This is a genomic window from Phycisphaerales bacterium (assembly GCA_040221175.1).
Classification (GTDB): Bacteria; Planctomycetota; Phycisphaerae; order Phycisphaerales; family UBA1924; genus JAHCJI01.
The window spans coordinates 344,896-357,519 of the sequence record JAVJVK010000007.1 but is presented as its reverse complement, the minus strand read 5'-3'; the positions used below and the strand labels follow the sequence as shown (position 1 = coordinate 357,519).

The 12,624-nt window shown below is 68.0% G+C and carries 12 protein-coding genes; 8 read left to right on the top strand and 4 right to left on the bottom strand.

The annotated features are described in order from the left end of the window. Positions 1-15: 15 nt before the first annotated feature. The gene (locus tag RIE32_09165; GenBank protein ID MEQ9096420.1) at positions 16-339 is read left to right on the top strand and encodes a hypothetical protein; all 324 of its coding nucleotides are present in this window, start codon (positions 16-18) and stop codon (positions 337-339) included. Between the two features lie 26 nt (positions 340-365). After that, entirely contained in the window at positions 366-830 is a 465-nt protein-coding gene (locus RIE32_09160; GenBank protein ID MEQ9096419.1) for a hypothetical protein, read from the top strand. Positions 831-1,075: 245 nt separating this feature from the next. Here RIE32_09160 and RIE32_09155 read toward each other — a convergent pair whose 3' ends face one another. The 3 genes from RIE32_09155 to RIE32_09145 are packed head-to-tail and all read right to left on the bottom strand — an operon-like array spanning position 1,076 to position 3,252. After that, a complete protein-coding gene (locus tag RIE32_09155) occupies positions 1,076-1,960 on the bottom strand; it encodes a uracil-DNA glycosylase (GenBank protein MEQ9096418.1) in 885 nt (294 codons plus the stop codon). Further along, positions 1,957-2,166: a hypothetical protein gene (locus RIE32_09150; protein MEQ9096417.1), complete on the bottom strand. Its 210-nt coding sequence runs from the start codon at positions 2,164-2,166 to the stop codon at positions 1,957-1,959. The genes RIE32_09155 and RIE32_09150 overlap by 4 nt, the downstream gene beginning before the upstream one ends. Then, complete coding sequence (locus RIE32_09145; protein ID MEQ9096416.1) at positions 2,167-3,252, bottom strand: SDR family NAD(P)-dependent oxidoreductase; 1,086 nt, start codon at positions 3,250-3,252, stop codon at positions 2,167-2,169. Positions 3,253-3,352: 100 nt separating this feature from the next. Here RIE32_09145 and RIE32_09140 point away from each other — a divergent pair, with 100 nt between their 5' ends. The 6 genes from RIE32_09140 to RIE32_09115 all read left to right on the top strand — a co-directional run bounded on the left by RIE32_09140 (position 3,353) and on the right by RIE32_09115 (position 10,196). Continuing rightward, positions 3,353-4,867, top strand: a complete 1,515-nt coding sequence (locus RIE32_09140; protein ID MEQ9096415.1) for a Mur ligase domain-containing protein — start codon at positions 3,353-3,355, stop codon at positions 4,865-4,867. Beyond that, positions 4,860-5,762: a UDP-N-acetylmuramate dehydrogenase gene (gene murB, locus RIE32_09135; GenBank protein MEQ9096414.1), complete on the top strand. Its 903-nt coding sequence runs from the start codon at positions 4,860-4,862 to the stop codon at positions 5,760-5,762. The genes RIE32_09140 and murB overlap by 8 nt, the downstream gene beginning before the upstream one ends. Beyond that, on the top strand, positions 5,759-6,712 hold the full coding sequence (locus RIE32_09130; GenBank protein ID MEQ9096413.1) for a D-alanine--D-alanine ligase: 954 nt from the start codon (positions 5,759-5,761) through the stop codon (positions 6,710-6,712). The genes murB and RIE32_09130 overlap by 4 nt, the downstream gene beginning before the upstream one ends. Before the next feature lie 4 nt (positions 6,713-6,716). Beyond that, positions 6,717-7,748, top strand: a complete 1,032-nt coding sequence (locus RIE32_09125; protein ID MEQ9096412.1) for a hypothetical protein — start codon at positions 6,717-6,719, stop codon at positions 7,746-7,748. Next, positions 7,745-9,193, top strand: coding sequence for a transcription elongation factor GreA (greA, locus tag RIE32_09120; GenBank protein ID MEQ9096411.1), 1,449 nt, complete (start codon positions 7,745-7,747; stop codon positions 9,191-9,193). Before RIE32_09125 ends, greA begins: the two co-directional genes overlap by 4 nt. 136 nt (positions 9,194-9,329) lie before the next feature. Then, positions 9,330-10,196 (top strand): hypothetical protein, encoded by an 867-nt coding sequence (locus RIE32_09115; GenBank protein ID MEQ9096410.1) that lies wholly within the window; start codon positions 9,330-9,332, stop codon positions 10,194-10,196. A 90-nt stretch (positions 10,197-10,286) separates the two neighbouring features. Here the strand turns inward: RIE32_09115 and RIE32_09110 are convergent, their stop codons facing one another. Further along, positions 10,287-12,581: a choice-of-anchor B family protein gene (locus tag RIE32_09110; GenBank protein MEQ9096409.1), complete on the bottom strand. Its 2,295-nt coding sequence runs from the start codon at positions 12,579-12,581 to the stop codon at positions 10,287-10,289. Between the last annotated feature and the right edge of the window lie 43 nt (positions 12,582-12,624).

The window sequence follows — 12,624 nt, the reverse complement described above, 5'->3', positions numbered from 1 at the left end:
TTGGGAAGCCGCGACATGTCCGACTCTTTCAACCCAGGCGAAAAGGTCTCCTGCACCATCACGGGTCTGCCCCGTAGCGAGGCCGGCAAGAAGACCATCGGTCGGCTGATGAAGCTCGATCCGCAGATTCAGCGCGGCCTGCGCAAGGCGCAGACCCGCCGCCGCCAGAACATGAAGGTCTACGTCCGTGGCGGCCGCGACTGGTACGCCCGCGAGAAGTGCGGCAAGGGCGGCCAGGTCCGCGTCGGTGAGTCCTTCACCATCCCCTATGCCCCGCAGGTCGCCGACGACATCAAGTCGGTCGAGAAGTACCTGAAGCTCGAGACCGCCAAGGGCTGAACGGCCTGCGCCCCTAGCATCAGGGCATGAAGAACTTCCTCCGAATCGGCCCGCTCCTTGCAGCGGGCCTTGTTGTTGTTGGCCTGGGCATGTTCGCGTGCGAGGCCGAGCAGGACGATGCCGCCGCGTCGCCGGACGCCCGGTACACCACGCAGGGCCGCGTCGCGATGGTGCCCTCGCCCGAGAGCCCCGCCAGCGAGTTCAAGATCCACCATGAAGCCATCCCCAACTTCGTCAACGGCAAGGGCGAGGTGGTGGGCATGGGGAGCCATCCCATGCCCTTCCCGCGGGTGGCCGAGGGCATCGACACCGCATCGCTCAGCGTGGGCGAACCGGTGCGATTCACTTTCGAGGTGACCTGGAGCGACACGGGCGTGCCCACGTGGGTCATCACCGAACTCGAACGCCTGCCCGAGGGCACGACGTTCGCATTCGAGGCCGACCCGGCAGAGGCCGATCCGGCCGTAACGCCCGATAGTTCCGGCGGTTAAGCCCCTGGGCAGCACGATCCCGGACTCGCGCAAAAAAACCCGGTGACGAACATCGAGTGCTCAATCACCGGGTCTCGTGGGGGTCTTGGTTGTGCCCGAGTTGCCTCGGACGCTGGCCTATTCGCTGGGTTGCGTCGGCCTGTTGCAGGGCGAAGCAAAAATTCCGAGCAAGTATTTCGCAACCCGATCAATTTTTCCAGCCGACGTGATCAGCCAATCAGGATGACCCGTACGACTCGGCGGGTTCACCGCGTTGGTACGGGTAGATCGAGCCGTTCGAGCACCTGCTTGAGATCTTCCCACACCTTCCGGCGGGTTTCTGGCGTGTAGTTACGCAGCAGGTAGGCCGGGTGGTACGTGGGCAGAACGTCGAAGCTCCCCCCCGCCGGCGTGGACATGGGCCACCACCGACCGCGAAGCTCCCGCATCGAGAGCACCTGGCCGGTCAGCAGCCGGGCCGACGGCAGACCCAGGGCCACGATGGCCTCCGGCTTGATGGCCTCGATCTGGCGCATCAGGAACGGTGCGCTGGCCTGGGCCTCTTCGATCGTGGGCGTCGCGTTGTTGGGCGGCCGCACCTTCAGCACGTTGGCGATGTACACGTCCTCGCGGCGCAGCCCCATCGCCGTGATCATCTGATCGAGCTTCTGGCCCGCGCGGCCCACGAACGGCCGGCCCAGGCGGTCTTCGTCGGCCCCGGGCGCTTCGCCCACGAACATGATCCTCGCGCACGGATCCCCCTCACCGAACACGATGGTGGAGTGGGGCGTCCCGGTCGCCGCGTGCGGGGCCGCCTGGGTGTAGTCCTCCAGGATCTCGGCGAGCAGTTGCTCAGCGACTTCACGCGGGCTGCCAGACGGGCGGCCGCTCGACTTGGAGCCTCGACGGGCGGGCTTGGCCTCTGCCTGGGTGCTGGGCTTTGGCATGGGCTGGTCTTCCATGGGCTTCGAGCGGACGTGCGATTGAGGCGGGGGCTCGCTGCGCGGCCGGGCGGGCTCGGGAGCCACGACCTCCACGGCGGCGCTGACGGCCCCGGGAGGGCTCTTGACGCCCCACGCGACGCCGAGCTGGCCCCACGCACGGGCATCCTGGGCCACGACGCGTCGGACGGTTGCCGGATCCATCGTCATCGCCCCCTCCGGATGCGGTTTGCCCAGGCGCCATACTCGATCAGCCCGCGAATGAGCTCGCCACGAGGCGGCGTGCCCCGGCCGAAGGCCGTCTGCCACCGCCAGGCGTAGTAGGGGCCGCGCAGGCGAAACCGGGCCACGATGGCCATGCGTGGCAGCTCGTAGGCGGCCAGGGGCAGGTCTCGGAGCAGGTTCGAGGCCGACATCTAGTGACCGCCGCTGGAGGCGCCCGCCTCGCTCTGGGCCTTGTGCCAGTGGATGGTCTCGGCCAGGCCCTCGCGCAGGCTGGCGAAGGGCTCGTAGCCCAGCAGCCCGCGGGCACGCTCGATGCTTGCCAGCGAGTGGCGCACCTCGCCCTGCCGCGTCGGCTTGTGGTGCGGCCTCAGGTCGCCTTCGAGGCCGGACTCCTGGCTCACGATCTCGGCCATCTGCTCGGCAAGGCGGTTCAGGCTGGTGGCTCGGCCCAGGCCGACGTTGGCAACGGCGTTATCGGGCAACGTCCCGGTCGCCCCCGCCAGCAGGTTGGCCAGCACCACGTTGGCGACGAACGTGAAGTCCCGGGTCTGCTGGCCGTCGCCGTAGATGATCGGCGGCTTGCCCGCGAGCATGCGCGAGGCGAAGGCGGGAATGACCGCGGCATAGGCCGAATCGGCCCGTTGCCGGGGGCCAAAGACGTTGAAGTACCGCAGCGCGATGCTCTCCAAGCCGTAGCAGCGGCTCCAGGTGGCCAGCAGGTGCTCGCCCGCCAGCTTGCTGGCAGCGTATGGCGAGAGCGGGCAGGGAGGCATGTCTTCCTGGCAGGGCTCGCCCGAACTCGCGCCGCGATCGCCGTAGATCGAGCTGGAGCTGGAATGCACCACGCGACCGCCACCAGCGGCCCGCAGCGCCTCGAGGACGCGGAGCGTGCCGGTGGCGTTGACGTCCCAGGCTCGGCCCGGTTGCTCGATGGACAGGGGCACCGAGCCAACGGCCGCAAGGTGAAAGACCACCGGACCGCGGTCGGACTGCTTGCCGGCCCTGTGCTGGAGGCTGAAGGCGTCCGTCATGGCCGTGCGGTCGAGGATCGAGCCATGCACGAACGCGACCCGATCGGGCTCGAGTTCGACCAGATCGGCGACGTAGCTGGCCGTGGAGTTGGAAAGGTCGTCGATGACCCGGACGTGTGCGCCCAGTGAGACCAGGGCGTCGACCAGGTGGCTGCCGATGAATCCGGCGCCACCGGTCACCACCACTCGGCGGTGCTCGTAGGCGGGGCGCACGCTGGCGATAAGCTCGGAGGGAAAACGCAGCACTGCCCGTATCCTAACCGCCCTTTCGCCCTGGCCAAGCGGGAAATCTCGCGGCGGCCAATACGCTCACGATTGGGCGGCCATCCTTCCGATACGCTTGTTCGTGCCCGGCGAGCAACGCACCATACGACTCAAGCAGGCCAGCGATCTCGCGGCACGGTCCATCGCCATGCTGGGCGTGGGCGGCGCGGGCATGAGCGCGCTGGCCCGCCTGCTGGCCTCCATGGGCGCGGCGGTCCGCGGCTTCGACGCGGTGGCCTCCCCCATCACCGACCGATTGATCGCCGAGGGGCTTAGCGTCAGTATCGGCAACGGGCACGACGCGGCCGACGCGGCCGAGGTGCTGGTGGCGACCGCCGCCGTGCCCGAAAGCCACCCGGCCCTTGCACGCGCCCGGACGCTCGGCGTTCCGGTCTTGCGGTATCCCGAAGCACTGGGACTGGTAATGGAAGGTCGCACCGGCGTGGCCGTCGCGGGCACGCACGGCAAGAGCACGACGGTGGCCATGCTGGGCGTGGCGATGGTCGACGCCGGGCTCGATCCTTCGGTCATCGCCGGCGCCGCGTGCGCGCAGCTGTCGCATGGCGCGTTGGGACCGAGCGGGCCCTGGGCCGGATCGCGCCTGGGCGCTTCGACCATTCCCAGCGGGCCGAGATTCGGCCGGCCCGGGTTGCTGGTGGCCGAGGCGTGCGAGTTCAATCGCTCGTTCCACAACCTGCACCCGACGATCGCTGGCATCGGGAACGTCGAGGCCGACCACCTGGACATCTATGGCAGCCTGGACGCGGTCGTGGAGGCGTTCGGGCACTTCGCGCGGTCGCTGCCGTCCGCCGAAGAGGGCGGCGTGCTGATCATCGGCCACGACGGCGCACACCGGCGCGAGGTCGCCGCAGGCGTCTCGGCACGGGTGCAGACGATCGGCTTCAGCCCCGAGGCCGACTGGGTCATCCGCTACCAGCAGGACGCCCACCAGACCGAGGTGGCCCATCGCGACGGCGCATGGGGACGCTGGCAGCAGCGGATGCCCGGCGCGCACAACGCCGCAAACGCGGGTATGGCCTTCGCGCTGGCGTGTGCGTCCGGTGGAGATCCAACGGTGGTCGCGCGTTCGCTCGGCGCCTTCGGAGGCCTGGAACGGCGCTGCCAGGTGCTGGCCGATCGTCCTATCCAGGGCGGGACGGTGCGCGTGTACGACGACTACGGCCACCACCCGACGGAGGTCGACGCGACGCTGCGGGCCATCCGGCACGCCGAGCGCCCCCAGGCCAACGGGGGTCGGTTGATCGTGGTGTTCCAGCCGCACCAGCATTCGCGGACGCGTTTCCTGCTGGACGAATTCGCCACGGCGTTCTCGAGCGCCGACCAGGTTATCGTGCCGGAGATCTACTTCGTACGCGACAGCGAAGCCGAGAAGCAGCGCGTGAGCGCGGGCGACCTGGTGCAGCGGCTGCGCGATCGTGGCGTGCGGTCCGACCACGTGCATCCATTTACGACCATCGTCGAGCAACTCGAGCAGGATTGCAGGCCGGGAGACGTGGTGGTCGTCATGGGGGCGGGCCCGGTGTGGCAGGTGGCGCACGGATTTGCCTTCGGCGATCGGGCGGTGGCCCATGCCTGAGACCGTTGCACTGGACATCGAGCACGATGCGCCGATCGACACATGGTTCGGCATCGGCGGACGGGCCGACCGGCTCGCGCGGCCATCGAGTATCGAAGAGCTTGGCCAGTGCATCGCGCTCGATGCGAACCTGAAGGTATTCGGCGAGGGCGCCAACCTGCTCGTCGCCGATGGTGGCGTACGAGCGCTGGTCGTGAGCCTGGCGAAGATGAATGCCGTCTCCATCGGTGCGGACGGCTTCGTGCGGGCGCAGGCCGGCGCCGACCTCATGCGGCTCATCAACGGCACGGTCCGCGCCGGTCTCGCGGGGCTGCACACGCTGACGGGCGTGCCGGCCAGCATCGGCGGCGCCATCGCGATGAACGCGGGCGGCGCTTTTGGCAACACGTTCGACCATCTCCGCGAGATCACCACCATGGATCGCGCGGGCGTCGTGCGGACCGAACCGGCATCGGCCTTCGAGGCGACGTATCGTGACGGCGGCCTTGGCGGGCGGATCGTGATCGAGGCCGTCTTCGAGCTCGAGCCCGAAGAGCCGATGGTGCTGCGTGAGCGCGTGAAGGACATCATGGCCCAGAAGAAGGCCAGCCAGCCCATGGCCGCCGATAGCGCCGGTTGCGTCTTCAAGAATCCCTCGCTGGCAGAAGACATCGAAGGCGTGGGCAAGGCCGGCCAGCGCGTGAGCGCGGGCATGCTGATCGACCGCGCCGGCTGCAAGGGCCTGGCCGCGGGCGGCGCCCGCGTGAGCGAGCGGCATGCGAATTTTGTCGTGGTCGACAAGGCCACGGCCCGCGCCGCGGACGTCATCGAACTGATTGAGGCGGTGCGCCAGCGTGTGCATGGCGCGTTCGGGGTGGAACTTGCGACCGAGGTGGTCGTGTGGAGCGAGCGATGAGCAGCGCGGTGGTTCTCGTCCTTGGCGGAGGACCCGATGCAGAGCATGCCGTGAGCCTGGAGAGCAGCGCCGCCGTGGCGCGCGCACTGAACGAGAGCGGGCTTTACGCCGCCGAGCTGCGCGTTTTCGACACGCTCTCGCTCGACGAGCTTCGGGCGCTGCCGGGCGACGTCGTGTTTCCGGTGTTGCACGGCCCGTGGGGCGAGGGCGGACCCATGCAGCGGCTGCTCGAGGCCGACGGTCGCCCATTCGTCGGGTGCGGCGCGACGGCGGCGCGCGCGGCGATCGACAAGATGCACACCAAGCAGGTCGCGCTGGCCCTGGACATACGGACCGGTCCGGCATCGATCCTGCACCCGCTCGATGACGCGCCACCAATCGACCTGCCGCTGGTGCTCAAGCCGGTGCACGAAGGCTCGAGCGTCGGCCTGGCGATCTGCACGACGCCCGACCAGTGGCTCGCCGGCGTGCAGGCGGCTCGCGCGGCGATCGCCTCGGGTCAAACGACGGCGTTCATGGTCGAACCCATGACGCGCGGGCGAGAGCTGACGGTGGGCCTGGTGGCAGGCGAAGCGCTCCCGATCGTGGAGATCGCCCCGGCCGATGGCGTGTACGACTACGCCGCCAAGTACGCGCGCAACGACACCCGGTACGTCGTCGACCCGCCGCTCCCCGAGGGCGTGGCCCACCGCATGCAGCGCGATGCGCTCAGGCTTGTCCAGGCCCTCGGCTGCGCCATGCTGGCCCGGGTCGACTTCATGCTCGACGAGCGCCACGGTCCGGTGCTGCTGGAGGCCAACACCATGCCGGGGTTCACCAGCCATTCGCTGCTGCCGATGGCCGCCGCCCGCACGGGGCTCGCCATGCCGGCCTTGTGCGCGCGACTCGTCGACGACGCCCTTTCCCGCCGCACGCCCGAACCAGCCTCGCAAACCGCCGTACGCTCGTAAGACCATGCCACGAAAAGCCGCACCGAAGAAGACCGCTCGCAAGGGCAAGGCAAAGCCCCGGACCCGGAGCAACGCCGGCCCGCGCTTGCCCGAGGGCTCGACGCGCAAGCTGGTGCTGGCGGGCATCGGCCTGGCCCTGGCGGCAGGCGTGGTGATCGGCGCGGGCCTGGGTATTCCAGCGTTGGGCCGCCAGGCCTCTATGCGAATCAACGAGCGCTCCGATTCGATTTTCATCCAACTGACCCCGCCGGGATGGATGCCCCAGCAGACCTACGACGGCATCATGGATCGGGCCGAAGCCGCATATCGCGCCTCGGCCGGCGCCTTGGGCGCCGAGGCCGCGCTGCGGCCCGAGCCCCTGCAAGCCGTTCAGGAAGCCATGGCAAGCACCGGGTGGGCCGCGAGCACGCCGATCGTCACCCGCCGGAGGCCGACGCGCGTCGACGAAGAAGGCGACGGGCCCGGTCGATACGACATCGTGATCGAGATGGATTGGCGCCGGCCCGTCGCGGTGGTCCGCTCGGCGGCTTTTCAGATCGGAACCCCGTCGGGCCTGCGCGACACGGCCGTCGACGCCGACGCCACGGTGCTGCCGCTGAGCGGCCCGCCCGAGAGCTTCCCGGGGCTCAAGGTCATCCTGAATCCCTCGCGCATCCCCCGACCGACGGACGCCAGCGACGTGAACCCAAGCTGGCCTGGCCAGGACATCCGCGACGCCATCTCGCTTCTGGCGCTGCTCCAGCAGGAAGACTTCGCGCCGCAGATCACCGGCGTCGACCTGTCCGAACACACCAACGGCCGTCGATTGCTGATCGTGACCACCACCGGTGGTCGAGTCGTGTGGGGGGCGCCACCCGGCGGAGAGGGCGTATACAGGGGCGAAGTGCCCGACGAGAGCAAGCTTGCCAACCTCCGCAGTCTCATCCAGGCCACCGGCCAACTCGACGGCGGGCAGGAACGCGTCGAGATTCACTGGCCCGGTACCGTGCTCATCGGCGAAGACGCGGCGCGGGGAGGCGCCGGAGATCGGCCGTGAGCGACCAGGAGCCAACTCCGCAGGCGCCCGCCGATGCTCCATCCAGCACGCCCCGAAAAGACCGCTGGGCCCACCGAAGGGCCGAGCCGCGAACCCTCGCATTCCTGTGGGCGATGTACATCCTCGTCGCCGGCCTGCTGACGGTGGGCGTGCTGCTGTTTCGCGGGCCGTGGGCGCTGCTTGACAAGGGCGTTTACCAGTACGCCGCGCGCACGATGCTGCTTTGCGTTGCGATCGGCTTGGCGATCCTCTGGCCCATGGTGCGCCTGAGCCAGAGCGTGTCGCTTCGAGAGCGGCCGGGTTCGGCGATCTTCAAGGACCTGCTCGTACTTCTGCCGCCCACGCAGGCGGTGGTGTGGGCCCAGGCCGCGGCCCGGGCCGGCTGGGCGGTCGACCTGATCGGCGCCATGGCCCTGAGCCTGGCCGTGTGGCCCATGCTCGTCGGCGCCGGGATGGCGATGCTGCTCCGGCCCCGGCCCGGGCAATACCCCGGTCAGGTCTACGACCCGGGCACGGTGTTCGTCGGTGCGCTGGGCCCCGGAGGCGTGGCGCGTTCGTTCGCAATGGCGGGGATCGTGCTCACTGCCCTGCTGCCGCTGATCGCGCTTCGCACCGGGCCGGGTTGGGCGACGATGCTCAGCCCGGTGTCGGCGGTGATCGATCTCAGCCAGAGCCGAGATGTTGGTCCCGGTTCCAGTTCCGTGGACCACGCTCGATGGGTGGTGCTGCTGGCCCAGACCGGCACGGCCGCGGTGCTGTGGCTCGTGCTCGCGTTCGTACCGCCCGGCCCCAATACGTCCCGAACGCACATGAGTGGCCCCGGACGAGCCGGGCCCATAGCATCGCCCAGTACCCCGCGTGGCCCGGGCTTTTCGCCCTCTGCCCGCGGGGATCGTCATTCGGGCACGGTGTCTGTGCCCGAGCAGGCGAGCAACAAGCACGTGCGCACACAGGAAGGGCGCCCGATGGACTACATGACCGCCGAGGAGCGCGAGAAGATCAAGGCCCGGCTGAACGAGCTGATCGCCAACCGCCCCAAGATCACCGAACGCATCGCCGAGGCCCGGGCGCTGGGCGACCTCAAGGAAAACGCCGAGTATCACAGCGCGCGCGAATTGCAGGGCATGGAAGAGGCCGAGATCCGCCGCCTCGAGGACCGCCTGGAGAACGCCAAGGTAGTCAACGATGACCTGGCCAAGGACGCCCAGGTCGCCTTCCTGGGCTCGATGGTCAAGATCCGCGAAGTGGGCGAGAACGGGCCCGTGGGCGAGCCCGAGATGGTCAAGCTCGTGGGAGAATTCAGCGAAGACCCGCCCGATGATTACGACGAGGTGACCGCTAACAGCCCGATGGGCACCTCGCTCATGAAGGCGCGCGTGGGCGAAACCGTCCGCGTCGATGCGCCGCGCGGCACCAAACGGTTCGAGATCCTCGAGATTCTCTGAGCAGAAATACGCAGCTTCGGCCTTCGGGCAAAATCATCACCGCCGGATGCCCAACCATGGAACATCCCGGTGTACGGGTGCTTGCGTGGACACGCACGCGGTGCCCTCGCTGCGTGTTCGATCGTGGAGGACTCTCATGACTGATCGTCGACCCTCGGTGCGTCGCTATGCCCGCCCCACCGGCCTCCTGGTCGCGGCCGCCTTCTCGGCCTCGCTGGCCGCCGGCTGCAACACCTACACCTCGCCGCGCGCTATCGCTCCGACGGCCCTGGCCATCTCGATGCCCGATGTGGAGGCAGTGGGCGTTGAGGTTAGTAGCGCGAATGGGCGCATCGTGATCGTGCAGGATCCCGCCATCGGGGATGCGGTGGTTTCGGCCGAGGCCCGACTAACCAGCCAGGAACGGGCCGAACGGTTCCGTGTGGAAGCGGTCATGGAAGGCGACACGCTGCGTGTGCGTCCGCTCTGGCCCGATGGGAAGCGCATGGACAACGAGTCGTGCAACATCGAGATCACCGCGCCGCGAATCCGGCACGTCGACGCGCGCACCAGTAATGGCGCCGTGCGTCTGACCGGCGGCAGCGGCGATGCGGTCATCCGATCGTCGAACGGTTCGATCACCGTGGAAGGACGCGAGGGGTTGCTCTCGGCCCGCACCAGCAACGGCAGGATCGAGATCAAGGATGGCTCGGGCCCGCTCGACGTGGCGTCATCCAACGGCTCAATCACCATCCGTGGCGTTGGGCCGGGCCAGGACGGCATGCCCTACGACTGGCGCGCGACGACCAGCAACGGCAGTATCCGCGTCGAACTCCTGGAGACACCCTCCGGCCGCGTGCGCGCTTCGACGTCCAACAGCAAGGTCCGGCTGTTCCGCAAGGATCTCAATGGTGCGCAGACCGAACTGGCGGCATCCAGCAGCATCGACTATGCGCTGGGTTCGGGCGCCAGCGAGATCTTCCTGAACACCAGCAACGGCTCGATCGTCGTCGTGACGCCCTAGCGAGCATCGGAGAAGAAGAACGCGGCGATCGGGTGGCATGCCATCCGATCGCCGCGTGCATTTCGAGAGATCACCCGATTGGTCTTGCGATCAACCGCAACCGGTATCGAACTCGTTCTGGAATGCGAGGAAGTCGAAGAGGGTGAGATCGCCGTCGCCGTCGAAGTCGGCCCGCAGGTCGCCGCCGGCAAAGAGGTTCTGGAACTCCAGGAAGTCGAAGATGTTGAGCTCACCGTCGCCGGTCAGATCGGCGCGGCACGTGTCGCACGTAAGCCGCACGATCTCGAACGCGTCGATGGCGGCCTCGGTCACCGAGTTGTTGGGCTGGTCCTCGGTGCTGAAGCGGATGCGGAACTGGTCGGTGGCCGGCACGTAGTCGACGATGCGGTAGGTCTGCATGCTCCACACGGGGGCGCGAGCGGTGATGGTCTCCACCGGCACCCAACTCGTGCCGCCGTTGGAGGACATCTCAATCTCCATCACGTCGTCGCCGTCGTCGTTGGTGAACCACACGGCAAAGCGGATTCGGGCGTCGTCGCCCAGCGCCGAAATGTCGTAGATCGGACTGGTCAGGACGGTTGGGCCACCGTCAAGGTCGGCGTCGCGACCCAGGCCGGTGGCGTACATGGAGTCGGTGCCGTCGAAGTCCGAGCCGGGCTCACCGCGGCCGCCGCTGGTGCGCGGCGCCCCACGTTCCCAGGGGCCATCCTCGACCGAGAAGTTCTCGACGGACCAGCCGGTGTCGGTCTGGAAGCTGTCGCCGACGAGTTGCTCGACATCGGTGACGACGAAGGCCTCGAAGTTGATGAATGGAGCCGAGAGCGGCGTGCGGAAGAATTGCCCGTCGCTGCTGGTGGCCTCGAACCAGTACTCGACCGTCTCGAAGCAAGGCATGTTGGGCATGGTGCCCTCGTATAGACCGCTGCCGATGGAGGCCAGTGGCGCTTCGAGCACCTCGCCGCTCGCCAGCCGCACCTTGACCTGGGCGCTATCGACCGTGCCCTCGAGTTCGTTGATCTGAAGCTGGATGGTCTGACCAAAGGGCGCCACTTCGGTGGGTGCGCCGCCGGGCACCGAGAGCTCGAGCTTGCCCGCGCCGTCGGCGGTGACGTCGACGATGAACAGGCCGCGCTCGATATCGCTGATCAGCACGATGCCGCTGTCGAAGTAGGGGTAGGTGCTCCAGGCGCCGTTGAAGTTCGCCTGGTCGCTGCCCGGGAAGGTGTCGAACCAGGCGACTTCCGTTGGGTTGAGCGGATCGGCCGACAGGTCCCACACGCGCAGGCCGCTGCGGTAGTTGGCCTGGTAGAGCATGTCGCCCTTGACGTAGTTGTTGTGGTCGATGGCGGGCAGGCCAGTGGTGAAAGTGCTCGCAAGCTGGGGGTTCGAGATGTCCGAGACATCGAACACGCGGGTGGTCGTCACCGAGACGCTGTCGCCTTCGTCCAGCTCATCGTTCAGGTACAGGTACTGGCGGTCTTCGCTCAACCAGGCCTGGTGCGTGTATCGCAGCTGGGCGTAATCGCTCCGGCCGACCAGGAACATGTTGCTCTTGTCGGTGACATCGACGATCTCCAGGCCGTCGAAGCCATTGAGGCAGAAGGCGATCTCGCGGCCGGCGTACGGACCCGACGTGTAGCTGACGACCTGGGCGTCGTGCACGTAGTGCGTGCTCCACTGGCCGACGATGGTCGGGTTCTCCGGGTCGGTCAGGCTGACGGCGATGAGCCCGCCGTTGGCAATGTTCGCCCCGCAGAGGTAGATGTACCCCGAATCGGGGTTCGAGATGATGTTGTGCGTCGACTGGTGGCCCAGCTGGGTCTTGTTGCGAATCAGCGCCACGCGTCCGTCGTCGATCTCGCTCAGGTCCATGACTTGGATGCCCGAGCCGCCCTCGCTCACGCCGTAGGCATAATGGCCCATGACCTTCACGTCGTGCCAGCCGCTGTCGGGGCCCTCGACCCAGTCGATGATGACTGGGTTGGTCGGGTCGGTCACCTCGACGAAGCCGTAACCCCGCTGCAGGCCCATGATGGCGTATTCGCGGCCGCTCGGGCTGGTGTAACCCCAGCAGTCGTTGCCCGAGCCATGACTGCCCGGAAAGGCGCTCAACGGAATCCACGAGAGCAGCGTCACGTTGTGGCTGTCAAACGACGCGGTGGGGTCATCGACGCCCGCCCCGCCGCCGCCATCCTGTTGCATGCCCAGCGACCACATGTCCGCTTCGACGGCGGGCTGCGCATCGCGTACTTTCCGCCAGTTCTCGTGGGCGCCGGCGGACAACGCCAAGGACAGCGCCCCGGCGCCCGCCAAGCCAGCGGCCAGCCATCCAGAATTCCGAGTAAATACCGAACGGCCAGACGCCTGCGAGATCGTGTGCTTCATATTGATGCTCCCTGACCGGAGTACGCCGGAGTCCAGACCCAGT